This window comes from Pseudomonas sp. B33.4 (assembly GCF_034555375.1).
In the GTDB taxonomy this organism is placed as follows: Bacteria; Pseudomonadota; Gammaproteobacteria; order Pseudomonadales; family Pseudomonadaceae; genus Aquipseudomonas.
The window spans coordinates 6,202,447-6,228,553 of sequence record NZ_CP140706.1 but is presented as its reverse complement, the minus strand read 5'-3'; the positions used below and the strand labels follow the sequence as shown (position 1 = coordinate 6,228,553).

At 60.9% G+C, this 26,107-nt stretch carries 23 protein-coding genes; 17 read left to right on the top strand and 6 right to left on the bottom strand.

The features are described from left to right. Positions 1 to 4: 4 nt before the first annotated feature. The 3 genes from U6037_RS27650 (at position 5) to U6037_RS27640 (ending at position 2,964) form a co-directional block, all read left to right on the top strand. Positions 5 to 670 carry a fumarylacetoacetate hydrolase family protein gene (locus U6037_RS27650; RefSeq protein WP_007913879.1) on the top strand — a complete coding sequence of 222 codons (666 nt, stop codon included), beginning with the start codon at positions 5 to 7 and terminating at the stop codon, positions 668 to 670. 257 nt (positions 671 to 927) lie between these two features. Further along, positions 928 to 1,851, top strand: coding sequence for an SdiA-regulated domain-containing protein (locus U6037_RS27645; RefSeq protein WP_322845176.1), 924 nt, complete (start codon positions 928 to 930; stop codon positions 1,849 to 1,851). Between the two features lie 195 nt (positions 1,852 to 2,046). Further along, positions 2,047 to 2,964, top strand: coding sequence for an SdiA-regulated domain-containing protein (locus tag U6037_RS27640; protein ID WP_322845175.1), 918 nt, complete (start codon positions 2,047 to 2,049; stop codon positions 2,962 to 2,964). Positions 2,965 to 3,112: 148 nt separating this feature from the next. Here the strand turns inward: U6037_RS27640 and rpiA are convergent, their stop codons facing one another. Next, positions 3,113 to 3,787, bottom strand: coding sequence for a ribose-5-phosphate isomerase RpiA (rpiA, locus tag U6037_RS27635; protein ID WP_007913886.1), 675 nt, complete (start codon positions 3,785 to 3,787; stop codon positions 3,113 to 3,115). A gap of 147 nt (positions 3,788 to 3,934) precedes the next feature. Between rpiA and ilvA the strand changes: the two genes are divergently transcribed. Continuing rightward, entirely contained in the window at positions 3,935 to 5,449 is a 1,515-nt protein-coding gene (gene ilvA / locus U6037_RS27630; protein WP_123593571.1) for a threonine ammonia-lyase, biosynthetic, read from the top strand. 40 nt (positions 5,450 to 5,489) lie between these two features. Continuing rightward, on the top strand, positions 5,490 to 5,903 hold the full coding sequence (locus U6037_RS27625) for a DUF2269 family protein (protein ID WP_322845174.1): 414 nt from the start codon (positions 5,490 to 5,492) through the stop codon (positions 5,901 to 5,903). 93 nt (positions 5,904 to 5,996) lie between these two features. Here the strand turns inward: U6037_RS27625 and U6037_RS27620 are convergent, their stop codons facing one another. After that, a complete protein-coding gene (locus tag U6037_RS27620; RefSeq protein ID WP_038358942.1) occupies positions 5,997 to 6,653 on the bottom strand; it encodes an HAD family hydrolase in 657 nt (218 codons plus the stop codon). A 143-nt stretch (positions 6,654 to 6,796) separates the two neighbouring features. Between U6037_RS27620 and U6037_RS27615 the strand changes: the two genes are divergently transcribed. Beyond that, positions 6,797 to 7,276: an RNA pyrophosphohydrolase gene (locus U6037_RS27615; RefSeq protein WP_003229203.1), complete on the top strand. Its 480-nt coding sequence runs from the start codon at positions 6,797 to 6,799 to the stop codon at positions 7,274 to 7,276. Positions 7,277 to 7,298: 22 nt separating this feature from the next. After that, positions 7,299 to 9,578 carry a phosphoenolpyruvate--protein phosphotransferase gene (gene ptsP, locus U6037_RS27610; RefSeq protein WP_322845173.1) on the top strand — a complete coding sequence of 760 codons (2,280 nt, stop codon included), beginning with the start codon at positions 7,299 to 7,301 and terminating at the stop codon, positions 9,576 to 9,578. A 275-nt stretch (positions 9,579 to 9,853) separates the two neighbouring features. Here the strand turns inward: ptsP and U6037_RS27605 are convergent, their stop codons facing one another. Then, complete coding sequence (locus tag U6037_RS27605; protein ID WP_322845172.1) at positions 9,854 to 10,600, bottom strand: NRDE family protein; 747 nt, start codon at positions 10,598 to 10,600, stop codon at positions 9,854 to 9,856. Between the two features lie 132 nt (positions 10,601 to 10,732). On the opposite strand from U6037_RS27605, the gene U6037_RS27600 reads away from it, so the two are divergent. The 3 genes from U6037_RS27600 to U6037_RS27590 all read left to right on the top strand — a co-directional run bounded on the left by U6037_RS27600 (position 10,733) and on the right by U6037_RS27590 (position 13,432). Further along, on the top strand, positions 10,733 to 11,515 hold the full coding sequence (locus U6037_RS27600; RefSeq protein WP_122604460.1) for a sulfite exporter TauE/SafE family protein: 783 nt from the start codon (positions 10,733 to 10,735) through the stop codon (positions 11,513 to 11,515). 79 nt (positions 11,516 to 11,594) lie between these two features. Further along, positions 11,595 to 12,410: a prolipoprotein diacylglyceryl transferase gene (gene lgt, locus U6037_RS27595; RefSeq protein ID WP_007913003.1), complete on the top strand. Its 816-nt coding sequence runs from the start codon at positions 11,595 to 11,597 to the stop codon at positions 12,408 to 12,410. Between the two features lie 50 nt (positions 12,411 to 12,460). After that, the gene (locus tag U6037_RS27590) at positions 12,461 to 13,432 is read left to right on the top strand and encodes a thymidylate synthase (RefSeq protein WP_322845171.1); all 972 of its coding nucleotides are present in this window, start codon (positions 12,461 to 12,463) and stop codon (positions 13,430 to 13,432) included. Positions 13,433 to 13,553: 121 nt separating this feature from the next. Here U6037_RS27590 and cadR read toward each other — a convergent pair whose 3' ends face one another. After that, entirely contained in the window at positions 13,554 to 14,003 is a 450-nt protein-coding gene (gene cadR / locus U6037_RS27585; RefSeq protein WP_322845170.1) for a Cd(II)/Pb(II)-responsive transcriptional regulator, read from the bottom strand. A gap of 84 nt (positions 14,004 to 14,087) precedes the next feature. On the opposite strand from cadR, the gene U6037_RS27580 reads away from it, so the two are divergent. The 7 genes from U6037_RS27580 to U6037_RS27550 all read left to right on the top strand — a co-directional run bounded on the left by U6037_RS27580 (position 14,088) and on the right by U6037_RS27550 (position 23,142). After that, entirely contained in the window at positions 14,088 to 16,397 is a 2,310-nt protein-coding gene (locus U6037_RS27580) for a heavy metal translocating P-type ATPase (protein WP_322845169.1), read from the top strand. 13 nt (positions 16,398 to 16,410) lie between these two features. Further along, positions 16,411 to 17,274, top strand: a complete 864-nt coding sequence (locus U6037_RS27575) for a LysR family transcriptional regulator (protein ID WP_064116303.1) — start codon at positions 16,411 to 16,413, stop codon at positions 17,272 to 17,274. Between the two features lie 193 nt (positions 17,275 to 17,467). Further along, positions 17,468 to 18,544, top strand: a complete 1,077-nt coding sequence (locus tag U6037_RS27570; RefSeq protein WP_322845168.1) for a putative 2-aminoethylphosphonate ABC transporter ATP-binding protein — start codon at positions 17,468 to 17,470, stop codon at positions 18,542 to 18,544. Then, a complete protein-coding gene (locus U6037_RS27565; protein ID WP_322845167.1) occupies positions 18,544 to 20,268 on the top strand; it encodes a putative 2-aminoethylphosphonate ABC transporter permease subunit in 1,725 nt (574 codons plus the stop codon). The genes U6037_RS27570 and U6037_RS27565 overlap by 1 nt, the downstream gene beginning before the upstream one ends. Before the next feature lie 36 nt (positions 20,269 to 20,304). Next, positions 20,305 to 21,330, top strand: a complete 1,026-nt coding sequence (locus U6037_RS27560) for a putative 2-aminoethylphosphonate ABC transporter substrate-binding protein (protein ID WP_007912988.1) — start codon at positions 20,305 to 20,307, stop codon at positions 21,328 to 21,330. Between the two features lie 118 nt (positions 21,331 to 21,448). Further along, positions 21,449 to 22,582 carry a TIGR03364 family FAD-dependent oxidoreductase gene (locus U6037_RS27555; RefSeq protein WP_322845166.1) on the top strand — a complete coding sequence of 378 codons (1,134 nt, stop codon included), beginning with the start codon at positions 21,449 to 21,451 and terminating at the stop codon, positions 22,580 to 22,582. Beyond that, positions 22,582 to 23,142: a phosphonate degradation HD-domain oxygenase gene (locus U6037_RS27550; protein WP_322845165.1), complete on the top strand. Its 561-nt coding sequence runs from the start codon at positions 22,582 to 22,584 to the stop codon at positions 23,140 to 23,142. Before U6037_RS27555 ends, U6037_RS27550 begins: the two co-directional genes overlap by 1 nt. Before the next feature lie 171 nt (positions 23,143 to 23,313). Here the strand turns inward: U6037_RS27550 and U6037_RS27545 are convergent, their stop codons facing one another. Both U6037_RS27545 and U6037_RS27540 read right to left on the bottom strand, forming a co-directional pair. Then, a complete protein-coding gene (locus U6037_RS27545; RefSeq protein ID WP_322845164.1) occupies positions 23,314 to 24,699 on the bottom strand; it encodes a GTPase/DUF3482 domain-containing protein in 1,386 nt (461 codons plus the stop codon). Continuing rightward, positions 24,692 to 26,065, bottom strand: coding sequence for a DUF2868 domain-containing protein (locus U6037_RS27540; RefSeq protein ID WP_322845163.1), 1,374 nt, complete (start codon positions 26,063 to 26,065; stop codon positions 24,692 to 24,694). Before U6037_RS27540 ends, U6037_RS27545 begins: the two co-directional genes overlap by 8 nt. Positions 26,066 to 26,107 lie beyond the last annotated feature (42 nt).

Below are 26,107 nucleotides of genomic sequence, written 5' to 3'. Positions count from 1 at the left end.
GTAAATGAGCTATCAGCACCAGTACGTCGACGGCACGCGCATCCACTTCCCGATCGGGAAAGTCGTGTGCATTGGCCGCAATTACGCCGAACACGCCAAGGAGCTGGACAACCCGGTGCCTACCGAGCCGTTGCTGTTCATCAAGCCGGGCAGTTGCGTGGTCGAGCTGGAAGGCGGTTTCGCCATTCCGACCGAGCGCGGTTCGGTGCACTACGAAGCGGAAATCGCCGTGTTGATCGGCAAGCCGTTGTCGACCAAGCCGAGCCGTGAAGAAGTGCTCGACGCGATCTCCGGTTTCGCCCCGGCGCTGGATCTGACCCTGCGCGACAAGCAAGCCGAGCTGAAAGCCAAGGGCCTGCCGTGGGAAATCGCCAAGTCGTTCGACGGCGCGGCGGTGCTTGCACCGTTCGTGGTGGGCAGCACCTTTGCTGACCTGACCGACATCGGCATTCGCCTGACCATCAACGGCGAAGTCCGCCAGGACGGCAACAGCAGCGCGATGCTCAACCCGATCGTGCCGATGATCCAGCACATGGCTGGCTGCTTCTCGCTGCAGGCCGGTGATGTGATCCTCACCGGTACGCCGGTGGGTGTGGGCCCGCTGAACGTGGGTGACGACATCGTCCTCGAACTGGTTGGCGCGAGCAGCTTCACCAGCAGCGTGCGCTGATTTAACGCGATCCCCTTGTAGGAGTGAGCCTGCTCGCGATAGCGGTCTGACAGTCAAAGATTATTTCGACTGACCCGGCGTCATCGCGAGCAGGCTCACTCCTACATGTTTTGTGATCCTTCCCACAATGGCGTAGGGCAATCCCGCCATTTGCCGTTTTTTTCACATCCTGTACGGATAATTCCTCTCATTCTGGCGTCTGAGCCGGCCTCTTTGTGCTATTACCCTTAGCCTGAATTTTCGGAACGCGTCCCTCGATGTCATCTCAAACTCAGCTCAAACCCACTCGCCGTTCACGTTTTGCCCTGCGTTGGTATGTCTGGCTCTTGCTGGTGATTGCCGCCGCCTATGCCTTGGCGTTTGCCATGCATTGGGATGATCGCGGTGTGCTGTGGCTGCAAGAGCGTTTCGAAAGCCAGGCCGAGCAGAAGGAAAGTATCTGGCTACCGGACTATCGGGTGGTGATCGATGCCAAGCCCCTGACGGGGATGGAAAAGGACGAAGCCTCGGATCTGTCGTACAACCCGGAGACCAAAACGCTGTTTTCAGTGATGGGCAAAAACCCGTTTCTCGCCGAGCTGACGTTGCAGGGCGATGTGCTGCGCAAGATGCCGCTGGTGGGCTGGAGCAATCCGGAGGGGCTGACTGTTATGGAAAACGGCCTGATGGCCATCGTCGATGAGCGCCAGCACACGCTGTCGATCGTCAAGGTCGACGCCGACACCCGCGAACTGAATATCGCCGACTTCCCGAAATACGATCTCGGCCCGTCGAAAGACCAGAACAAAGCCTTCGAAGCCATCACCTGGGACTCGCACAACCAGCAATTGCTGCTGGGCGAGGAACGGCCACCGGCGCTGTTCACCTGGAAAAGCGACGGCAGCCAGACCCTCAAGGGCGACAAGCAAAAGCTCGCCAGTGATGAATTGGATATTCGCAATCTCTCGGCACTGGCGATAGATCCGCGCACGCGTCACACGCTGGTAATGTCCGCCGATTCGCACCTGCTGCTGGAGCTGGACGAGAAGGGCGAGCAAGTCAGCTTCATGACCCTGCTTGGCGGCTTTAACGGATTGAAAAACACCATCCCGCGCGCCGAAGGCGTGACCATGGACGAGGCGGGCACGCTGTACATGGTCAGCGAGCCGAACCTGTTCTATCGCTTCGAGAAACAGAAATAGCAGCCTTTACCGATTCCAATGTAGGAGCTGCCGAAGGCTGCGATCTCTTGATCTTATGAACAGCAAGATCAAAAGATCGCAGCCTGCGGCAGCTCCTACACGGGTTGTCTTGTGGTTTGAGGCAAGTGGCCATTAAGCTTCAGTTCAGACGAGCGTGATATTTCATCCGCCTGTCTTGATCCCGAGCCCGCCCGAATGCGTCGACTTGCCCGTCCCAAGCCTCTGATTATCCTCCTGTCGGTGATTGCCCTGATCGCGTTGATTGCGATCGGCCAATACATGCGCCTGTTCGAGCGCGCCTGGTTCAATCTGCACACGTTGTGGCAGCCGCTGAGCAGTCAATCCATTGCGTTGGACCAGTATCGAGTGGAGATTGAGGCGCGGGTCATCGATGGCCTGGACGATGATGTTTCGGCGCTGACTTTCGATCCGGTGCGTAAAAGCCTGTTCACCGTGACCAACAAGAATTCCGAACTGGTCGAACTGTCGCTCGACGGCAAGATCCTGCGCCGCATTGCCCTGATTGGCTTTGGCGATCCGGAAGCGGTCGAATACATCAGCGCCGACACTTACGTGATCACTGACGAGCGCCAGCAGCGGCTGATCAAGATTCACCTGGAAGCAGACACCACATTCCTCGACGCAGCGGATGCCGAACAGATGACCCTCGGCGTGCATATGGCCAGCAACAAGGGCTTCGAAGGCTTGGCGTATGACTCGGTGGGCAAGCGCCTGTTTGTTGCGAAGGAACGCAACCCGATGCTGATCTACGAAGTGCACGGCTTTCCGCACTTCAATCCGGAGAAGTCCTACGCCGTACATGTGATCAACGATCCCAAGCGTGACGCCGGGATGTTTGTGCGCGACCTGTCGAGCTTGCAGTACGACGAGCGCAGCGGGCATTTATTGGCGCTGTCGGATGAGTCGCGATTGATTCTGGAGCTGGATGTGGATGGGCGGCCGCTGAGCACGATGTCGATCAGTGGCGGGCGTCAGGGTCTGAAGAAAACCGTGCCGCAGGCTGAGGGCATTGCGATGGATGATGACGGGACGTTGTATCTGGTGAGTGAGCCGAACCTGTTTTACGTCTTCAAAAAACCAGCACAGCCCTGACCAGCACCACAAAACCATTGTAGGAGTGAGCCTGCTCGCGATAGCGGTGTGTCAGTCGACATTAATATCAACTGATCCACCGCTATCGCGAGCAGGCTCACTCCTACAGGGGTATTTCGTCTGCCCATTAATTTCGGGCAGTCTGGGATTATTCAGCCTTGAGGGTTTTCACGCCTTCGCTAGTGCCCAGCAACAACAGATCCGCCGGACGCGCCGCGAACAAGCCATTGGTGACCACGCCGACGATTGCATTGATCTGCGCTTCCAGCTCCACCGGGTTGGTGATCTGCAGGTTGAACACATCCAGAATGATGTTGCCGTTGTCGGTCAGCACGCCTTCGCGGTACACCGGGTCGCCGCCCAATTTCACCAACTGACGAGCAACGTGGCTGCGGGCCATCGGGATCACTTCGACTGGCAGCGGGAACTCGCCCAGCACTGGCACCAGTTTGCTCGCGTCGGCGATGCAGATGAAAGTCTTGGCCACGGCCGCGACGATCTTCTCGCGGGTCAGGGCTGCGCCACCGCCCTTGATCAGGTTCAGGTGCGCGTCGCTTTCATCGGCGCCATCAACGTAGAACTCCAGGTCGCTGACGGTGTTCAGCTCGTACACCGGAATCCCGTGGCCTTTGAGGCGCGCGGCAGTGGCTTCGGAACTGGCGACCGCGCCATCGAATGCGCCCTTGTGCTGGGCCAGGGCGTCGATGAAGCAGTTGGCGGTGGAGCCGGTGCCGACCCCGACGATGCTCTTGTCGTCGAGTTTCGGAAGGATGAAGTCGACGGCGGCCTGAGCCACTGCCTGTTTGAGTTGATCCTGGGTCATGCGGGCTCCGGAAGCGGGCAAGGAGAGAACGGAAAGGCCGGCATTATAGCCGCAAGCGTGGCTAAAACCTCTGGATTCGTGTGGTCGTGTGGGCAAAAGCCGGGTTAGACTCCTCGGTCCCGCTCAACCGCTCAGTGATGCTTTCCGATGCTCGAACAGTACGTCAAAAAGATCCTCACCTCGCGCGTTTATGACGTTGCCGTAGAAACCCCGCTGCAGAACGCTCGCCAGCTCTCCGAGCGGCTGGGCAATGACATTTGGCTCAAGCGCGAAGACTTGCAGCCGGTGTTCTCGTTCAAGATTCGCGGCGCCTACAACAAGCTGACGCAACTGAGCGATGAAGAACGCGCCCGTGGCGTGGTCACCGCGTCGGCGGGCAACCATGCGCAAGGTCTGGCCCTGGCGGCGAAAGTGCTGGGCGTGAAAGCGACCATCGTCATGCCCAAGACCACTCCGGAAATCAAAGTCGAGGGCGTGCGTTCGCGCGGCGGCAAGGTGGTGCTGCACGGTGATTCGTTCCCGGAAGCGTTGGCCTACTCGCTGAAACTGGTTGATGAAAAAGGCTACGTCTACATTCACCCGTATGACGATCCGCACACCATTGCCGGCCAAGGCACCGTGGCGATGGAAATTCTGCGCCAGCACCCGCAGCCGCTGGACGCGATTTTCGTCCCGGTCGGTGGCGGTGGTTTGATCGCCGGTATCGCCGCGTATGTGAAATACCTGCGCCCGGACATCAAAGTCATCGGCGTCGAACCGGACGATTCCAACTGCTTGCAAGCGGCAATGGCTGCCGGTGAACGCGTGGTGCTGCCGACTGTGGGCATCTTCGCCGACGGCGTGGCCGTGGCGCAGATCGGCCAGCACACCTTCGACATCTGCAAAGACTACGTCGATGAAGTGATCACCGTCAGCACTGACGAGATCTGTGCGGCCATCAAAGATATCTACGACGATACCCGCTCGATCACCGAACCTGCCGGCGCGTTGGGCGTGGCCGGGATCAAGAAATACGTCGAGTTGCGCGGCGTCAGCGGCCAGACCTTTGTGGCCATCGATTCCGGCGCCAACGTCAACTTCGACCGCCTGCGCCACGTCGCCGAGCGCGCCGAACTGGGTGAAGGCCGCGAAGCGATCATCGCCGTGACCATCCCGGAGAAGGCCGGCAGCTTCAAGGCGTTCTGCGAGGCCGTCGGCAAGCGCCAGATCACCGAATTCAACTATCGCTACAACACCGGCAGCGAAGCACACATTTTCGTTGGCGTGCAGACGCACCCGGACAACGACCCGCGCAGCGCACTGCTGGCGAGCCTGACCGAGCAGGGTTTCCCGGTCGTCGACCTCACTGACAACGAACTGGCCAAGCTGCACATCCGCCACATGGTTGGCGGGCACGCGGCGCACGTGATTGATGAAGTGGTGTTCCGCTTCGAATTTCCGGAGCGCCCGGGCGCGCTGTTCAACTTCCTTAATAAGCTGGGCGGACGCTGGAACATCTCGATGTTTCACTACCGTAACCATGGCGCCGCTGATGGTCGCGTGGTCGCGGGCCTGCAGGTGCCCCACGATGAGCGTCATCTGGTGCCGGCGGCCCTTGAGGAAATCGGTTACCCGTACTGGGATGAAAGCGAGAACCCGGCCTATCAGCTGTTTCTTGGCTGAGCGGCTACGCTGATGGGCATGGCCCGAGGAAGAGAAATTCATGGAAACCCTGACCACCCTGAAAGTAATTCACGTCGCGGCGACCGTGGTGATCCTCGTCAGCGGGTTGGGGCTTGCCGCTCTGACCTGGCGTAATCGCAGCGAAGGGCCGGCCAGCACAATGCAGCGTCCCTGGCTGTTTATCTGGTGTTTGATGCTGATCGCGATGCTGAGCATGCCTTTCACCGGCTGGTGGTTGGTACACCTTATCGGCTGGCCACTGGGGCAGTTGTGGATTCTGGGCTCCAGCGTGATCTATGCCGTGGCCACGTTGAGTGCAGTGTGGTTGTTGGTGCGGCTTAATCGGCTGTGGACTAGCGGGGTTGGTAACTGGAAATTCACCTTGGCGCTGGCGATTGTCAGCGGCGTCGGGTTTCTTGCCATTGCGGCATTGATGGGTGCCAAGCCTGTTTAAGGCTTGAGGCCGTGTAGACCCGATCGCGAGCAGGCTCACTCCTACATTGGAATGCGTTTCCCTGTAGGAGTGAGCCTGCTCGCGATAGCGATTTCAGTCGCGCAGAGTAATGACCGGCCAGCCACGCTTCTCGGCTTCAGCGCGTAGATTCGGATCCGGATCGACCGCCACCGGATTCGCCACCTGCTCCAGCAGCGGCAAATCATTCATCGAATCGCTATAGAAATAGCTGTCGTCCAGCGAGTACCCGGTCTCTTCCAGCCAACGGTTCAGGCGCGTCACCTTGCCTTCACGGAAGCACGGAATATCTGTGCTGCGCCCGCTGTAACGGCCATCGACCATCTCGCATTCGGTGGCGATCAGGGTTTCAACGCCCAGACGCACAGCGATTGGCGCGGTGACGAAACGGTTGGTCGCAGTGATGATCACCAGTTTGTCGCCAGCATCACGGTGTTTTTTCAGCAGTTCCAGCGCCTTGGGCAGCACGATCGGCTCGATGCAGTCGCGCATGTAGTCGTTGTGCCATTGCTCGAGCACGGCCATGTCGGTGCGGCCGAGGATCTCCAGGCAGAAGTTCAGGTACGCGGCGTTATCCAGTTTGCCGGCCAGGTAATCCTGATAAAACTCGTCGTTGCGTGCTTTGTACGCAATCGGGTCGAGGAAGCCGCGTTCACACAGATAGTCGCCCCAGGCGTGATCGCTGTCGCCGCCCAGAAGGGTGTTGTCCAAATCGAAGAGTGCCAGGCGCATTGCAGTTACCCGCTGATAAGTCTGTAAAAAGGCGACAAGAATACGGTCTTTTCACAAGAGTGCACATAAGGTAGGAAGCTTCGTTGCCGCCTTATCAACCTTTGTGGAACAATGCGGCGACATGCGTTTGCGAGGTTGTGCCCGTGATCGACCCCGATGGTTTCCGCCCCAATGTCGGGATCATTCTGACGAATGACGCCGGCCAGGTGCTATGGGCTCGCCGTATCAATCAAGATGCCTGGCAGTTTCCGCAAGGGGGAATCAACCCTGAAGAGACGCCGGAAGACGCCTTGTACCGCGAGCTGAACGAAGAAGTTGGCCTGGAACGTGAAGATGTTGAAATACTGGCCTGTACTCGGGGCTGGTTGCGCTATCGTTTGCCGCAACGTCTGGTGCGTACGCACAGCCAACCGCTGTGCATCGGCCAGAAACAGAAATGGTTTCTCCTGCGCCTGATCTCCAACGAGCAGCGGGTGCGGATGGATTTGACCGGTAAACCGGAGTTCGATGGCTGGCGCTGGGTCAGCTATTGGTATCCGTTGGGCCAGGTGGTGACATTCAAGCGCGAGGTGTATCGCCGCGCACTCAAAGAGCTTGCCCCGCGCCTTTTAGCGCGCGACTGACGACGGAGTTCGACCCCGAGCCATGCTCAATACGCTGCGCAAGATCGTCCAGGAAGTTAACTCCGCCAAGGATCTCAAGGCGGCGTTGGGGATTATTGTGTTGCGCGTCAAAGAGGCCATGGGCAGCCAGGTCTGCTCGGTCTACCTGCTTGATCCCGAGACCAACCGCTTCGTCCTGATGGCCACCGAGGGCTTGAACAAGCGCTCGATCGGCAAGGTCAGCATGGCACCCAACGAAGGTCTGGTCGGTCTGGTCGGCACGCGTGAAGAACCCCTGAACCTCGAAAACGCTGCGGATCACCCGCGCTACCGCTACTTCGCCGAAACCGGTGAAGAGCGTTACGCCTCGTTCCTCGGTGCACCGATCATTCACCACCGCCGCGTCGTCGGCGTGTTGGTCATCCAGCAAAAAGAACGCCGTCAGTTTGACGAAGGTGAAGAAGCCTTCCTCGTGACCATGAGCGCGCAGCTCGCCGGCGTTATCGCCCATGCCGAGGCCACTGGATCGATCCGTGGACTGGGCCGTCAGGGCAAAGGCATTCAGGAAGCCAAGTTCGTTGGTGTGCCGGGTTCGCCGGGCGCAGCCGTCGGTACCGCGGTGGTCATGCTGCCGCCGGCCGATCTCGACGTGGTGCCAGACAAGACCATCACTGACATCAACGCCGAGCTGGCGCTGTTCAAGACCGCCATCGAAGGCGTGCGCGCCGACATGCGCGCGTTGTCCGCCAAGCTTGCGACCCAGTTGCGCCCGGAAGAGCGCGCGCTGTTCGACGTCTACCTGATGATGCTCGACGATGCCTCTCTGGGCAGCGAAATCACCACCGTGATCAAGACCGGCCAGTGGGCCCAGGGCGCGCTGCGTCAGGTGGTCACTGAGCACGTCAACCGTTTCGAACTGATGGACGACGCCTACCTGCGTGAGCGTGCCTCGGACGTCAAAGACCTCGGCCGCCGCCTGCTCGCCTATTTGCAGGAAGAGCGTCAGCAGAACCTGGTCTACCCGGAAAAAACCATTCTGGTCAGCGAAGAGCTGACGCCGGCGATGCTCGGCGAGGTGCCGGAAGGCACGCTGGTCGGTCTGGTTTCGGTACTCGGTTCGGGCAACTCCCACGTGGCGATCCTCGCCCGCGCCATGGGTATTCCGACGGTGATGGGTCTGGTCGACCTGCCGTACGCCAAGGTCGACGGCATCGAAATGATCGTCGACGGCACACGCGGCGAGGTTTACACCAACCCGAGCGAAGTGCTGCGCAAGCAGTTCGCCGAAGTCGTCGAAGAAGAGAAACAACTGGCGCTGGGCCTCGACACCTTGCGCGACCTGCCGTGTGTGACCCTCGATGGCCACCGCATGCCGCTGTGGGTCAACACCGGTCTGCTCGCCGACGTGGCGCGGGCGCAGAAGCGTGGCGCCGAAGGTGTCGGCCTGTACCGCACCGAAGTACCGTTCATGATCAACCAGCGCTTCCCGAGCGAGAAGGAACAACTGGCGATCTACCGCGAGCAGCTCGCCGCGTTCCACCCGCAACCGGTGACCATGCGCAGCCTCGACATCGGTGGTGACAAGTCGCTGTCGTACTTCCCGATCAAGGAAGACAACCCGTTCCTCGGCTGGCGCGGCATTCGCGTGACCCTCGACCACCCGGAAATCTTCCTGGTGCAGACCCGCGCGATGCTCAAGGCCAGCGAAGGCCTGAACAATCTGCGGATTCTGCTGCCGATGATCTCCGGCACCCACGAACTCGAAGAAGCCCTGCACCTGATTCACCGGGCCTGGGGCGAAGTGCGCGACGAAGGCACCGACGTGCCGATGCCGCCGATTGGCGTGATGATCGAGATTCCGGCAGCGGTGTATCAGACCAAGGAACTGGCGCGGATGGTCGATTTCCTGTCCGTCGGTTCCAACGACTTGACCCAGTATTTGCTGGCGGTCGATCGCAATAACCCACGTGTGGCCGATCTTTACGACTACCTGCACCCGGCGGTGCTGCAAGCTTTGCAGACCGTGGTTCGCGATGCCCATGCGGAAGGTAAACCGGTGAGTATCTGCGGCGAGATGGCCGGTGATCCGGCGGCGGCGGTGCTGTTGATGGCGATGGGTTTCGACAGTTTGTCGATGAACGCCACCAACTTGCCGAAGGTGAAGTGGATGCTGCGCCAGGTCAATCTGAGCAAAGCTCAGGAATTGCTGGCGGAGCTGATGACCATCGACAACCCGCAAGTTATCCACAGCTCGCTGCAATTGGCGCTGAAGAACCTTGGGTTGTCGAAGATGAATCCACCGGCGGTTGTCAAGGCCGTCTAAAGATCAAGAGCCCCTCACCCTAACCCTCTCCCGGAGGGAGAGGGGACTGATTGGGGGATGCTGCCGAGGTACGCAGACCTGAAGGTGCTGTGCTGAATCCATAATCGATTCACACCGATTTGAAGGTGATTTGCCGAGTCCATAATCGATTCGCACGGACTTGAAGGTGCGTGCTGAATCCATAATCAACTCGGTCTTTCAGGTCGATGTATGGCCCAAGACACCTCGGTCGGCCCCCTCTCCCTCTGGGAGAGGGCTGGGGTGAGGGTTTGCTCTTAAGCTGTTATCTCCACCTCGCCCAAATGCCCGCCATACGGCCCAAAACTCCGCTCAACCATCTGCCGCGCCCCATCCGCCTGCACAATCAACGCCGTACTCGCCCGCGTCCCGTAACTCTGGCTGGCAATAAACACACTCGACAACAGTGATTCCGTCGCCAGACCCACCCCGGTATCCGGCAATTCGGCAGGTGGGGCCGTCTGCGCATCACTTAACAAACCCAACAACCGTTCAGGCTGCGGATCATCCAACACCCCACTCAACGCAGCCTTGGCCCTGAGCAACTTCGGCCACGGCGTATCCAGCCCAGCATTCGACAAGCCGTAGACTCCGGACGCGAGCATCACCGGCTCCGACATCCGCGCATTGAAATGCCACAGCTCATGACTGTTGCCGAGCAACAGATTAAACCCGGCATATTCCGCCGAACGCCCGACCACATCGCTCAAATAATCATCAATCGACGCATCGCCGGTCAGAAACCGCGCCACCAGTTCCCCTCGTGACTTGCGCGCTGGCGCCTGTTGCGGATCGCGAATGTTGGTCAGCGCGGCGAAGCGCCCGTTGGCGCCGATCCCCAGCCAGGTCCCGCCGGCCTCAAGATCACGCCCGGCATGCACATGCGGCGCTTCCGGCCATTGCGCCAGTGGCAGGCTCGGCCGGGCGTAGAACTCGTCACGGTTGGCCGCGACGATCAGCGGCTGGTCATGGCCCGGCCGCCAGGCGAAAACAATCAGGCACATAAGGTGGTCCTTGTGTGATTTTTGTCCACTCTACGCATCCGGCGTCCGTGCATCCATCGCCAGTGGAGCCAAAGGGGGTGCATCCGTTACCATGCCGCTCCGGTTTTGCGGATGCGGTCTGGGGAGACGGTCATGGAATTTCTGCTCTATCTGGCGCTGGGCGCCTGTGCGGGCGTGCTGGCCGGGCTGTTTGGCGTTGGCGGCGGGATCATTATCGTGCCGGTGCTGGTGTTCAGTTTCACCCTGCAGGGCTTTGATCAGTCGATCCTCACCCATCTGGCGGTCGGGACATCGCTGGCGACGATCATCTTCACCTCGGTCAACGCCGTGCGTGAGCATCATCGACGCGGCGCGGTGCGCTGGCCGATCTTCATGTGGATGGCCGTCGGCATTCTGCTCGGCGCGGGTTTCGGAGCCCTGACTGCAGAAGCAATCTCCGGTCCGCACCTGCAAAAGATCATCGGCGTGTTCGCCTTGATCATCTCGGTGCAACTGGCGCTCGACATCAAACCCAAGGCCAGCCGAACGGTGCCGGGTAAACTCGGTCTGACCGTGGCCGGCAGTGTGATCGGCTGGGCCTCGGCGATTTTCGGCGTCGGCGGTGGTTCGCTGACGGTGCCGTTCCTGACCTGGCGCAGCGTGCCGATGCAGCAAGCGGTGGCGACCTCGTCGGCCTGCGGTCTGCCGATCGCTTTGGTCAGTGCTTTAAGTTTCATGATTCTGGGGTGGCACGATCCGTTGTTGCCACCGCATAGTCTCGGTTTTGTGTATTTGCCGGCGCTGTTGGGCATCGCCCTGACCAGCATGGTTTTCGCCCGCATCGGCGCGCGTCTGGCGCATCGGTTGTCGCCGCGCTTGCTGAAACGGCTGTTCGCCGCTTTGCTGTTCAGCGTGGGTGTGAGCTTCCTGCTTTAACCGCGTCGCAATCCTGGCTTAATCCTGAGGTGGCAGCGTCGCCCGGGAATTTTGGTTTCAACTCTAACGAGGAGTCGCAATGCTGCCTTACCCGCAGATCGACCCGGTGGCACTGGCCATCGGTCCGCTGAAAATCCACTGGTACGGTCTGATGTACCTGATCGGCATCGGCGGTGCGTGGCTGCTGGCGTCGCGCCGGCTCAACCGTTTCGACCCGACCTGGACCAAGGAGAAACTCTCCGACATGGTCTTCTGGATGTCGATGGGCGTGATCGTCGGCGGGCGCCTGGGCTATGTGCTGTTCTACGATCTGAGCGCCTATCTGGCCAACCCGACGCTGATTTTCGAAGTGTGGAAGGGTGGCATGTCGTTCCACGGCGGTTTCATCGGCGTAATGCTGGCCGCGTTGTGGTTTGGCAAGCGTAACGGCAAGTCGTTCTTCCAGTTGATGGACTTCGTCGCACCAATGGTGCCGATCGGTCTGGGCGCCGGGCGCATCGGTAACTTCATCAACGCCGAATTGTGGGGCAAAGCCACCGACGTGCCGTGGGCCATGGTCTTCCCGCCATTCAGCGATCCGGCGCAACTGCCGCGTCACCCGTCGCAGCTCTATCAGTTCGCGCTCGAAGGCGTGGCGCTGTTCCTGATCCTGTGGATTTTCTCGCGCAAGCCGCGCCCGACCATGGCCGTGTCGGGCATGTTCGCGCTGTTCTACGGCATCTTCCGTTTCATCGTCGAATTCGTCCGTGTGCCGGATGCGCAACTGGGCTATCTGGCCTGGAACTGGCTGACCATGGGCCAGGTGCTCTGCGTGCCGATGATCGTCGGCGGGCTGTTCCTGATCTGGCTGGCCTATCGTCGCGCACCGGCAGCACCGCTCGCGCCGACGGCTTAAACTACGAACCCCGGCGCGCGACGCCGGGGCTCAAAGGACACAGGTAACTCATGAAGCAATATCTCGAACTGGTCTCGCACGTCATTCAGAACGGCAGCAAACAGGCCAACCGCACCGGCATCAACACCATCAGTTTCCCGGGTGCGATGCTGCGTTTCGATCTGCAGGAAGGTTTTCCGGCGATCACCACGCGCAAAATGGCCTTCAAATCGGCCATCGGCGAGATGTGCGGTTTTCTCCGTGGCGTCAACAACGCCGCTGAATTCCGTGCGCTGGGCTGCAAGGTCTGGGACCAGAACGCCAACGAAAACGCGCAGTGGCTGGCCAACCCGTTCCGTCAGGGCGACGACGACCTCGGCGAAATCTACGGCGTGCAATGGCGAAAATGGCCGGCGTACAAACAGATCCCGCTGAGCAACAGCGCCGCCATCGAACAAACCTTGGCCAACGGCTACAAGCAGATCGCTCAGGGCGAAGAAAACGGCCAGGCCTACGTGGTGTTGTACAAAGCCATCGATCAGGTGCGCCAGTGCGTCGACACGATCATCAAGGATCCGGGCAGCCGTCGTATTCTGTTCCACGGCTGGAACGTCGCTCAGCTCGATGAAATGGCTCTGCCGCCATGCCATCTGCTGTATCAGTTCCACCCGAATGTCGAGACCAAAGAGATTTCCCTGACCCTCTACATCCGTTCCAACGATCTGGGTCTGGGCACGCCGTTCAACCTCACCGAAGGCGCCGCGCTGCTGAGCCTGATCGGTCGCCTGACCGGTTACACGCCGCGCTGGTTCACCTATTTCATCGGTGATGCGCACGTCTACGAGAACCACCTGGACATGCTCAACGAACAGCTCAAGCGCGAGCCGTTCGCCATGCCGAAACTGAAAATCTCGGATCGTGTACCGGAGTTTGCCAAGACTGGCGTGTACCAGCCGGAATGGCTGGAATTGGTCGAGCCGAGCGATTTCTCGCTGGAAGGCTACGAACACCACGCGCCCATGACCGCGCCGATGGCGGTCTGACAAGCAATACGCAATACCCCTGTGTAGGAGCTGCCGAAGGCTGCGATCTTTTGATCTTGCTGTTTATAAGATCAAAAGATCGCAGCCTGCGGCAGCTCCTACATTTGGTTTTGTGTTGGACTCAATGGCCGTGGCTGCGGCCTACGTGGGAGTGTTCGACTTCCGTCGCGACAACCCCGCCACTCACTTCCAGCCGCTGCAAAATCCCGCATTGATCGGCCATCGGCCCTTCGCCACAACGTTGGCGCAGGTCGAGCAGTTGCATCTGCAACGCCAACAACCCATCAATCCGCGCCTTCACATGCTGGATATGTTCGTCGATCAACGCATTGACGCTCTCGCACTGATCCTGTGGACTGTCGCGCAAGGCGAGCAGGCTGCGGATTTCTTCGAGGGTCATGTCGAGGGTGCGGCAGTTGCGGATGAAGGTCAGGCGTTCGGCGTGCGCCTGGGTGTAGACGCGGTAGTTGCCGTCGCTGCGGGCCGGTTCCGGCAGGAGGTTTTCGCGCTCGTAATAGCGGATGGTTTCTACGGCGCAGTCGGTGAGTTTGGCCAGTTCTCCGATCTTCATGACGGCAATCTCCAAAAGGGTGCTTGACCCTATAGTGGCTACAGGGTCTTTACTTGGCAACAGGCACCTTCATGGACGCGACCAATGAGCGATTCCCAGCACACCCACAAGCCCGGCGACGGCCACGATCACAGTCATAAATTGCAGCCTGTGCATAAGCATTCACACGGTGGCGATTCCTGCTGCGGGTCGAAAGTCGCAGCGCCGGCACCGGTTCATGCGCACGAAGACGCCTGCTGCTCGTCGACAGCTGCCGCGCCTGCGTTGGTGCAATTGAGCGAAAAAACCAGCGCCGACGCGCGGCTGAGCAGTTTCCGCATCGAAGCGATGGACTGCCCGACCGAGCAGACGCTGATCCAGAACAAGCTCGGCAAACTCGCCGGCGTGCAGCAGCTCGAATTCAATCTGATCAACCGCGTACTCGGCGTGACTCACAATCTGCCGGGCACTGCGCCGATCACCGAAGCGATCAAATCCCTCGGCATGCACGCCGAGCCGCTGGAGGCGGGCGTCGAAGCGCCGGCCCCGGCAGCGGTGAAAAAACACTGGTGGCCGCTGGCATTGTCCGGTGTCGGCGCGCTCGCCGCTGAAGTCATCCACTTCACCAATGCCGCACCGACTTGGGTGGTGGCGATCATCGCGCTGGTGTCGATCCTCAGCGGTGGCCTGACCACCTATAAAAAGGGCTGGATCGCCCTGAAGAACCGCAACCTCAACATCAATGCGCTGATGAGCATCGCCGTCACCGGTGCCATTCTTATCGGCCAGTGGCCGGAAGCGGCGATGGTGATGTTCCTGTTCACCGTCGCCGAGCTGATCGAAGCGCGCTCGCTTGATCGTGCGCGTAATGCGATCAGCGGTTTGATGCAGATGACACCGGAACAAGCCACGGTGTTGCAGGCTGACGGCAGCTGGATTGAACAGGATGTGAAAAGCGTCGAACTCGGTGCCCGCGTACGAGTGAAACCCGGCGAGCGCATTGCGCTGGACGGTGAAGTCGTCAGTGGCAGTTCAACCATCGATCAGGCGCCGATCACCGGCGAAAGCCTGCCGGTTGAAAAAACCATCGGCGACAAAGTCTTCGCCGGCACCATCAACCAGGCCGGTTCGCTGGAATACACGGTGACCGCAGCGGCGAACAACTCGACCCTGGCGCGGATCATCCACGCCGTCGAACAAGCCCAAGGCGCGCGCGCACCGACTCAGCGCTTCGTCGATCAATTCTCGAAAATCTACACGCCCGTGGTGTTCGTGTTTGCCTTGGCCGTGGCGATCATTCCGCCGCTGTTCATGGGCGCCGTGTGGTTCGACTGGATCTACCGCGCGCTGGTGTTGCTGGTGGTCGCGTGCCCATGTGCACTGGTGATTTCGACGCCGGTGACCATCGTCAGCGGCCTCGCCGCCGCGGCGCGCAAAGGCATTCTGGTCAAGGGCGGCGTGTACCTGGAGGGCGGTTTCAAGCTCGATTATCTAGCGCTGGATAAAACCGGCACGATCACCCACGGCAAACCGGTGCAGACCGATTACCTGTCCCTCGACCCAACCGCCGATGCCACCGCGCCTGCAATCGCTGCGGCATTGGCCGGTCGCTCCGATCACCCGGTGTCGCTGGCCATCGCCAACGCCGCTGTGGATAAAAACTTCGCTGCGCTGATTGTGGATAACTTCGAAGCGTTGGGCGGGCGTGGCGTCAAAGGTGAGATCAACGGCCAGACCTATCATTTGGGCAACCACCGCCTGGTCGAAGAACTCGGTTTGTGCTCGCCAGCACTGGAAGAAAAACTCTTCGCGCTGGAGAAACAGGGCAAATCCGTGGTGCTGCTGCTCGACAGCTCTGGCCCGCTGGCGCTGTTTGCCGTGGCTGACACGGTCAAGGAAACCAGCCGCGAAGCGATCCGTCAGTTGCATGAACTGGGGGTGAAAACCCTGATGCTCACCGGCGACAACGTCCACACCGCCCAGGCGATTGCCGCGCAGGTTGGCATCGACGAGGCCCGGGGCGACTTGTTGCCGACCGACAAACTGCAAGCCATCGAAGACCTTTATGCACAGGGCCGACGGGTCGGCATGGTCGGCGACGGCATCAACGATGCCCCGGCACTGGCCCGCGCCGAGATCGGTTTCGCCATGGCCGCTGCCGGCACCGACACCGCGATCGAAACCGCCGATGTCGCCCTGATGGACGACGATCTGCGCAAGATCCCGGCGTTCATCAGCCTGTCGCGCAATACCGCGAGCATCCTGAAACAGAACATCGCGCTGGCCCTGGTGATCAAAGCTATCTTTCTTGCGGTAACCTTCGCCGGGCTCGCCACCATGTGGATGGCGGTGTTCGCCGACATGGGCGTGAGCCTGTTGGTGGTGTTCAACGGTTTGCGCCTGCTGCGCAAATAGATGAGGAAAGGTTGTGCTGAGTGCCGAGCTGAAAGCGTTTTACATGGTCGCCCGCCTGGGCAGCATCACGCTGGCGGCGAAAAAACTCGGCCTCAGCCAACCCACCGTGACCACGCAGATTCGCAATCTGGAAAGTCAGTATTCGGTGGAGTTGTTCTACCGTGGCGGCCGGCGTCTGAGCGTCAGTGATGAAGGCGCGCGGTTGCTGCCGATGGTCAAGACGCTGTTGCAGCAGGAAGCCGACATCGAGTTTTTCCTGCGCAACAGCGGACAGGTGCAGGGCACTTTGCGCATCGCCGCGACCGCGCCCTATTACATCCTCGATCTGGTGAAGACCTTTCGCGAGCGTTTGCCGCAAGTGGAAGTGTCGGTGGAAATCGGCAACTCGCAACAAGTGCTGGAAGCGCTAGAGGATTACCGCGTGGACATCGCCGCGTCGTCGCAATTGCTCGATGACGCGCGGTTGATTCGTCGGGTGTTGGGCACTGATCCGCTGGTGCTGGCGGTGCATCGCAATCATCCGCTGGCGGCGCAGGAGCATGTCGCGTTGAGTGCGCTGGCCGGGCATACCTTGTTGATGCGTGAATCCGGTTCAACCACGCGGCGGCTGACGGAAGAGTTGCTCGCGAGTGCCGGGGTGAGCTTCGGGCCGTTGCTGGAGATTGGCAGCCGTGAGTCGATTCGTGAGGCGGTGTTGCGCAATATCGGCATCAGCATCATTGCCCGGCAGGAAGTGCCGCATGATCCGCAGTTGCGCGTGCTGACGATCGAGAATGCGCCGCAGATTCCTGAGTACCTTTACTGCCTCAAAGAAAGGAAGGGCGCGCGGTTGCCGGCGGCGTTCCTCGGCTTGGCACAGGAAATGTCCCCGGCTTGAAGATCAAAAGATCGCAGCCTTCGGCAGCTCCTACAGGGGGACGCATTCCAATGTAGGAGCTGCCGAAGGCTGCGATCTTTTGATCTCCAACCAAAATCCCCGAATACCACTATCGGCCGTTTTTGCCTCGTTGCCACATGACGGACGCATTACAACTCTAGGATTGGCCCCATCTGCTTGATGAGGTCTGTCCATGAATCCTGCCATCGCAACTGCCCTGACCAACCCCGGCGCACCCATGAAAGTGCGCGGCGTGCAGAAACGCTTCGGCGCGTTCACTGCGCTGGATAACGTCTCCCTCGACGTCGCCGCCGGTGAACTGGTGTGCCTGCTCGGCCCGTCGGGCTGCGGCAAGACCACGTTGCTGCGCTGCATCGCCGGTCTGGAAAAACAGGACAGCGGCGAGCTGTACCTCGGCGAGCGCGACGTCTCGCACCTCGCCCCGCAAGCCCGTGATTACGGGATTCTGTTCCAGTCCTACGCGCTGTTTCCCAATCTGACGGTCGAAGCGAACATTGCCTACGGCCTCGCCGGCAGCGGTCGCGACGAAGTACGTCGCCGTGTCGGGCAAATGCTCGAACTGGTTGGCCTCACCGGCAGCGAGAAAAAGTACCCCGGCCAATTGTCCGGCGGCCAACAGCAACGTGTAGCGCTGGCCCGCGCGCTGGCGCCGGCACCGTCGCTGTTGTTGCTTGATGAACCGATGTCCGCCCTCGACGCCCGCGTCCGCGAGCATCTGTGTACCGAGCTGCGCCAGCTGCAACGCAACCTCGGCATCACCACCTTGATGGTCACGCACAATCAGGACGAAGCCATGCTGATGGCCGACCGCATCGCCGTGATGAACAACGGCCGCGTCGAGCAGTACGCCACGCCGCAGGAAATCTACAACCGCCCGGCCACGCCGTTCGTGGCCGAGTTTGTTGGGCAGGGCAACTGGCTGCCGTTCCAGCGCAGCAGCGACAGCCACGCGCAGGTCGGCGGGATGAACCTGCGCCTCAGCGACGGCAGCGTCCAGCGCGCCTCGGGTCGTTTGTTCTGCCGCCCGGAAGCGATCAACGTCAATCCGCCGGTGCATGAAGAAAACCTGTTCCCGGCCAAAGTCCGCGAAATAACCTTCCTCGGCAACCGCTGCCGCATGAGCTTCGAACTCGATCAATTGCCGGGCCACGCCTTGCTCGCCGAACTCGCGCCGGAAGCCATGCCGCGCCTCGGTGCCCAGCAGATCATGGTCGCCTTGCCGCCGCGCAGCCTGCAGGTGTTTGCCTGATGAACAGCAACCTCGCGCTGCCGCTACCGCACAAGCAGGTGCGCCAGACTTCGAAAGCCGAGATCGGCGATCGCATTTTTGTCGTCGGCGGCAAAGCCCTTCTGCTGCTGTTGCTCGGCGTCGCGGTGTTGCTGCCGTTGCTGGCGATCTTCTGGCGTGGCTTCAGCAGCGAGGCCGGGCAGGGCGGTGGCTGGGTTGCGGCGAAGGAGTTGGTGAGCAGCGCGAATTTCCACTGGCTACTCGGTAATAGCCTGAAAGTTTCCCTCAGCGTCGCGGCCATCGTCGTACCGCTGGCTTACCTGTTTGCCTACGCGCTGCAACGCACGCTGATTCCGGCGAAGGGCATCTGGCGTGGGATTTCGTTGTTGCCGCTGATGGCGCCGTCGATGCTTCCGGGGATTGCACTGGTCTATCTGTTCGGCAACCAGGGCATGTTGCGCGGCCTGCTCTCGGACAACATCTACGGGTTCTGGGGGATTGTGCTGGGTGAGGTGATTTATACCTTTCCCCATGCGTTGATGATTCTGCTCTCGGCGTTGTCGCTGGCCGATGCGCGACTGTTCGATGCCGCGTCGAGCATGGGCGCCAGTCCGGCTAAAGCCTTCCGCAGCATTACTTGGCCAGCGACTCGCCAGGCCGTGTTCGCCGCGTTCTGTCTGGTGTTCACCCTGACCATCACCGATTTCGGTGTGCCGGTGGTGGTCGGTGGCGACTATCAAGTGCTGGCGCTGGAGGCCTACAAAGCCGTGGTCGGTCAGCAGCAATTCGGTCGCGGCGCGTTGATCGGCATGGTGCTGTTGCTGCCGGCGCTGTTCAGCTTCGGCGTCGATGCCTGGCTGCGCCGCCGTCACGGTGACTCCATGAGCGGTCGGGCGCAGGTGTTCAAACCGGCGCCGTCGAAGCTGCGCGATGGCTGCTATCTGGCGATTGTCCTGTTGATCAGCGCGGCGTTGATTCTGGTGTTCGGCATGGCGGTGTTCTCCTCCTTGGTGAAATTCTGGCCGTACAACCTGTCGCTGTCGCTCAACCATTACCAGTTCAACGAAACCGCTGGCGGCGGCTGGCTGGCCTACAGCAACAGTCTGAAGATGGCCTTGGGTACGGCGTTGATCGGCAGCGTGCTGATTTTCACCGGTGCTTACCTGATGGAGAAAACCCGCAGCCAACGCGGCCTCAATCTGGCCTTGCGCATGCTCAGCTTTGTGCCGATGGCGGTGCCGGGGCTGGTGCTCGGTCTGGGTTACGTCTTCTTCTTCAACCTCACGGGCAACCCGCTGCATGTGCTGTACGGGACGATGACGCTGCTGATCGTCTGCACCATTGCGCATTATTTGACCACCGCACAAATGACTGCGACCACCGCGTTGCGCCAACTCGACGCCGAGTTCGAAGCCGCCGCGCTGTCGCTCAAGGCGCCGCTGTATCGGCATTACCTGCGAGTCACCGTGCCGATATGTTTGCCGGCGCTGCTGGATATCGTGCGCTACCTGTTTGTCTCGGCGATGACCACGGTGTCGGCGGCGATCTTCCTCTACAGCCCCGACACCATCCTTGCGGCGGTCGCAGTGCTGAACATGGATGACGCCGGCAACGTCGGCGGCGCGGCGGCGATGTCGACCCTGATTCTGTTCACCTCGGCGGGCGTGTCTTTGCTGCTGGCGTGGGCTTCGCGCGGCTTGCTGCGCCGTTCTCAAGCCTGGCGGCAAACCGCGCCCGGTCACTGATTCCAACCCCGTTCAACTCATTACAGGAAAACGATCATGTTCAAGCCTATGGCCCTGGCCGCTGCTGTGCTCGCTACTTTCAGCCTGAATGCCTTCGCGGCAAAAACCGAGTTGACGGTGTACACCGCCCTCGAAGCCGAGCAACTGAAGTCCTACAAAGAAGCGTTCGAAAAGGCCAACCCGGACGTCGAGATCAAATGGGTGCGTGATTCCACCGGGATCATTACCGCCAAACTGCTCGCCGAAAAGGCCCGTCCGCAGGCTGACGCGGTGTGGGGTCTGGCCGCTTCAAGCCTGGCGATCCTCGATCAGCAGGGCATGCTGCAAAGCTATGCGCCGAAGGACCTCGGCAAGATCGGTGCGAACTACCGCGACGCCGCTAACCCGCCTGCGTGGGTCGGCATGGACGTCTGGGCCGCGACCATTTGCTTCAACACTGTCGAGGCCGAGAAACAGGGTTTGACCAAACCCGTGAGCTGGCAGGACCTGACCAAGCCTGAGTACAAAGGCAAGATCGTCATGCCTAACCCGGCCTCGTCCGGCACCGGTTTCCTCGACGTCAGCGCGTGGCTGCAAACCTTCGGCGAGAAGCAGGGCTGGGCCTACATGGACGGTCTGCACCAGAACATTGGTCAGTACGTTCACTCCGGTTCCAAGCCTTGCAAGTTAGCGGCGGCGGGCGAGTTCCCGATCGGTATTTCCTTTGAATACCCAGCGGTACAGCTAAAACGCCAGGGCGCGCCGCTGGACATCATCCTGCCGAAGGAAGGTCTGGGCTGGGAAATCGAAGCGACTGCCGTGATCAAAGGCACGCCGCATGAAGAAGCGGCGAAGAAACTGGCGGACTTCTCGGCGAGTGCTGAGGCGATGGATCTGTACAAGGAGAACTTTGCTGTTCTTGCGCAGCCAGGGATCGCCAAGCCGCAGACTGAATTGCCGGCGGATTATGAGCAGCGTCTGATCAAGAACGACTTTGCCTGGGCCTCGAAGAATCGCGACGAGATCCTCACCGAGTGGCGCAAGCGCTATGACGGCAAGTCCGAGAAAGTGGCGGCCAAGTAAATCTTCGCAAGCTGACAGGGCCTCATCGCGAGCAGGCTCACTCCTACAGGGGAACGCATTCCAACTGTAGGAGTGAGCCTGCTCGCGATAGCGGTCTTTCATTCAGGAAATCATCCAGATGACACAACACAAAGACCTGCTCGTCGTAGGCGCCGGCATTCTGGGCCTATCGCACGCCTACGCCGCCGCCAAACGCGGCCTCAAGGTCGCCGTTTTCGAACGCACTGCCACGCCCCTCGGCGCCTCGGTGCGCAACTTCGGCCAGGCCCTTGTCACCGGCCAACCCCCCGGCCCAATGCTCGAACTGGCCAAGGCCAGCCGCGAAATCTGGGGCGACTGGGCGCAACTCGCCGGGCTGCAAATCAAACGTAACGGCTCCTACTTGTTTGCCCGCACCGAAGCCGAAGAACATCTGCTCGAAGCCTTCTGCAACGGTCGAGCCGTTGAACACGGTTACAACATCCAGTTGCTGCGCGGCGCTGCATTGCGCGATCTATACAACGGCCAGTTCCGCCACCACCGCGCCGCCCTCCACGGCATCGACGATCAACAGCTGTACTCGCGCGAAGCAATCCCTGCATTGATCGATTACCTGCGCCGAGACCTCAGTGTCGAGTTTCACTTCTCGACTTTGGTGCGCGACGTTGAACCCGGCCACCTGCACAGCACCGCCGGGACGTTTACCGCGAAGCAGATCATCGTCTGCTCCGGCCACGATTATCAAACCCTGCTGGCCGAGCCGATTGCCGCACTCGATCCGCAAATCTGCCGCCTGCAAATGCTTCGCGCCAAACCGCAGATCGATCTCAATCTGCAACACGCCTTGCTCACCGGTCTGAGCTGCGTGCACTACGGCGCCTTCGCCGATTTGCCGGAAGCGGCGGCGGTGCAGGCGCAAATCCTGCGTGAGCAACCGCACCTGCACGACAACGGTATTCACCTGCTGATCAGCCCGACGCCGTACGGCGAACTGATCATCGGTGACTCGCACCATTACGGCAGCGACCCTTCACCGTTCAACGCCGAGCAAGTGGACAACTGGATGATCGAACTGGCCGAGCAGACCCTGGGCTGCAAGGTGCAAGTGGTCGAGCGCTGGCAGGGCGTCTATGGTTCTCGGGGACCGGGACCATTTTCGTTGCTGCGCCCGGCACCCGGGTTGAGTGTGGCGCTGATGCACACCGGCGTCGGCATGAGCGTTGGCCCGGCCATGGCCGAGCGCAACATTGCGCAGTTGCTGGAGGAAGTTTGATGACAGATCACGAGCAAACCGTCGCCAAGGTATTCGCGCTGTACGAACGCTTCGGCACCAGCGATTACATCGGCGAACCGGTGTCGCAGATCGAACACATGTCCCAGGCCGCCGAACTGGCGATGGCCGAGGGCTTTGATGACGAAGTGGTGTTGGCAGCGTTCTTTCATGACATCGGCCACCTGTGTGCCGAGGGCGCGGAGAACATGGACGGCTTTGGCGTGGTCAGTCATGAACGGTTGGGTGCGGATTATTTGCGTGAGGCCGGTTTCAGCGAGCGCTTGGCACAGCTGGTGGAATATCACGTGCAGGCCAAGCGGTATCTGACGTTGCGTGAGCCGGGGTATTTTGATCGGCTGAGTGAGGCGAGTCGGCGGACGCTGGAATATCAGGGTGGGGTGATGACAGAGGCCGAGGCGGATGCGTTTGCGCATGATCCGTTGTGTGCGGTGAGTTTGCGGATGCGGCAGTGGGATGAGCTGGCCAAGGAGATGGCGGTGCCGGTGATGGATTTGGGTGTGCTGAAGCGTAAGGCTGAGGTTTTGTTGTCGGCCGGGTAATCGTTGCCCTCACCCCAGCCCTCTCCCGGAGGGAGAGGGAGCCGATCGTGTTGTTGTGGGGCCATACATCGACCTGAGATATCCAGCCGAACTCAGGTTTGAAAAGCCTGGAGATCTGCTCCCTTCCCCCTCTACCCCTTGGGGGAGAGGGCTGGGGTGAGGGGGTTCGATCTACAGCTCAAGCACCTTCCCTACCAACGCCTCAATCTGCTCCTGCCTTTCCCCCTGATTCAACTTCGCCTGCGGATTCAACGACGACCACTGCGGATGCGCCCGCGCCTTGTTCAGCGCTTCCGGCAACTTGCCCTCGCGCCAGGTTTTGTCTTGCGGCGTGGCCACCTGAACCGCATCCATCGCCGCATGCCCACGCTGATCCAGCGCCAACACCAGTTGCCGCTGACGCAACGCCAACAACCGTAGCACCCCGTCATCCACCGTCAGCTCACGCTGGCCTTTGATCTTGCCGAGCAAGCGACTGCCATAACTACGCGCCGTCTGCAGCGCACCACCGGCAATCGCCCCCGCCAGCGCCGCCGCGCCGAGCGTGATCCCGCCAACCAGCAAATCCACGCCAGCCCCCGCCGCCGCACCGGCAGCAATCCCGCCGCCTACGCGCACACCGAGTTGCTTCAAGGTTTCCGGGTTGAACAGGTCATCGCCCCAACGCCCGTCCAGCAACGGCAAATCACTCGCCGCCGCATCCTGCGGACGAAACGCATACAGTTTGAGCAACGCCTCAACACACTTCTGCTCACGCTGACGCACAGCCTTGCGCAGTTCGCTGATGGCTTGCTGTTCCTGCGCAGCTTCGCTGACCACACTGCGCCGGCAAGCCGCACAGTCGATCAACAACTCAGCAATCAAGCGCGCCGCACTTTGCTGCCGCGCCAGGCGCTGAGCCTGTTGATCGGCAATCAACCGCTCAAGTTGCGGACGGGCGTTTTCCAGCAGCAGCGCGAGGCTTTCATACAACCGCCGCTCGCCATCTTCGGGCGGCGCAACGCTGTCGAAACGTACCAGCGCATGCAGCCCGAGCCGCGCCAATGCCTCGCGCCAATCCGGTTCGCGATGGTTGGCGCTGCTGACGAAATTCAGCACCGGCAGCAGCGGTTTGCCGCAACTGGCCAGCACTTCCAGTTCATCGCGATACTTGGCCAGCACCGGTTCGCGCGCATCGATCACGTATAAACCGGCGTCGGAGGCCAGCAATTGCCGCAGCACTTTCGCCTCCTGTTCGAAACGCTGGCGCGCCTCGCTGCCGTCGAGAAACCGCGCCAGTCGCGCCGGGCCATCGAGGCGTTCGCCGGGGCGTTCCAGACGTTCGAGAAAGTCCAGCAGGGCGATGGCGTCTTCCAGCCCCGGCGTGTCGTAGAGGTCGAGCAACGGCTCGCCGTCCACCGACAACCGCGCACCTTCGACATGCCGCGTGGTGCTCGGGCGATGGGAGACTTCGCCGAAGCCGACATCGCGGGTCAGCGTGCGCAGCAGCGAGGTCTTGCCGACGTTGGTGTGGCCGACCACCGCGAGTTTCAGCGGCGCTTTCCAGGCATCAGTCATGACCCGTCTCCAGCCAGTTCAACGGCGCGCAATCGGCGAACGGCAACTCCAGTTGTTGCAGCGCGATGTGCCAGTCGCCGAGGCGTTCGGCGTCCAGCGCTTCGCCGGGCGGCGCTTGCAGCAGCCACACGCGGGTTTCGCCAGCGCTGCGCGCCAGCTCGGCGATTAGCGCGAGGCTGCCACGATCCGGCGAGCGCCGTGGATCGCAGGCAATCGCCAGACGTGCTGGCGGAAAGCGGCTCAATTGTTCGAGGAGTTTGTGCCGTGACTCGCGGCTGTCGAGGATGCCGGCGTTGCTGACGTTTTTCGGCAATGCGGGCGGCCATGGGCGCTGCTCATCGAGTTCGATGGCGACCAGCAACGCGCCTTCGCTGACCAGTTCACCAACGCCGCTTTCGACGCGATGCAGTTGCGCAGGCTCCGGGTCATTGACGCCGAGGCGTTCGCTGGTCGGCATCAGGCGTTCGCGCAGTTGTGCGTAGCCGGGCAGGTTCAGGTCCAGACGCAGCGCGGCTTTACCGCTGTTCCAGCGCCAGAAACACAACAGTGCGAGCAGCAGTCGCGGCAGCACGCCGTACACCACCAACACCCCAACCAGCCAGGTCGCCCAGGCCTGACGGGCGCTTTCAATATCGAGCGCAGCGTCGCCACTGGCGCGGATCATCTCCACCGTCGGCACATTGAAACCGAGCAGCGACGGCAGATAACCCAGCGCATGAGTGACGTGGATAAAGGTGTCGGCGCTGAGAATCGTGGTTTCCCAGACGAAGCCGTAGCGCCGGGTCGCCATCAATGTCAGCAGCAGAATCAGTGCGCTGAACATCGCCAGCAACCATAAACCGTTGACCAGCGTACCGAGCGCCCAGCGATTGAGTTTCTTGCGTTGCAGCATCAGCAGCAGGGCAGGTGCCAGTTGCGCGGCTTTGGCATCGCGGGCCATTTTTTCGCTGAGCCACAGCCATAGTCGTCCGAGCGTGGCGCCGTGTTCACCGGCAAAGATCAATCCCAGCAACCAGCTCAGCAACAGAATCAGGTTCAGTCCGAGCAGGCTGCCCAAGGCCCAGAACACATTGACCGGCGTCTGGCCGAGTGCGGCGAAGGCCAGACCGGCGCCGCTCAATACCGCGAAGATCATCAGCAACACCAGCGCCAGACGCGCGCCTTGCAGCCAGTGTTTGAGGGCATTGGTCAGCCCGTCACGCTCGGCCAGCCATAACGCCCGGCGTTGAATGCGGCTCGGCAGATCGCCGCCGGCCGTGCGCGCCAGTCGGTTGGCCTCTAGATCATCCAATGGGCCTGCGTGTTCTTCGCGCAGGCGCACGGTCTCGGTCAGCCAGAGGTTTTGCAGTGGAGTCAGTTCAGTCACGCGGCGTCCCGTTGCTTAAATGAGCGCTGAGCATAACCGCTG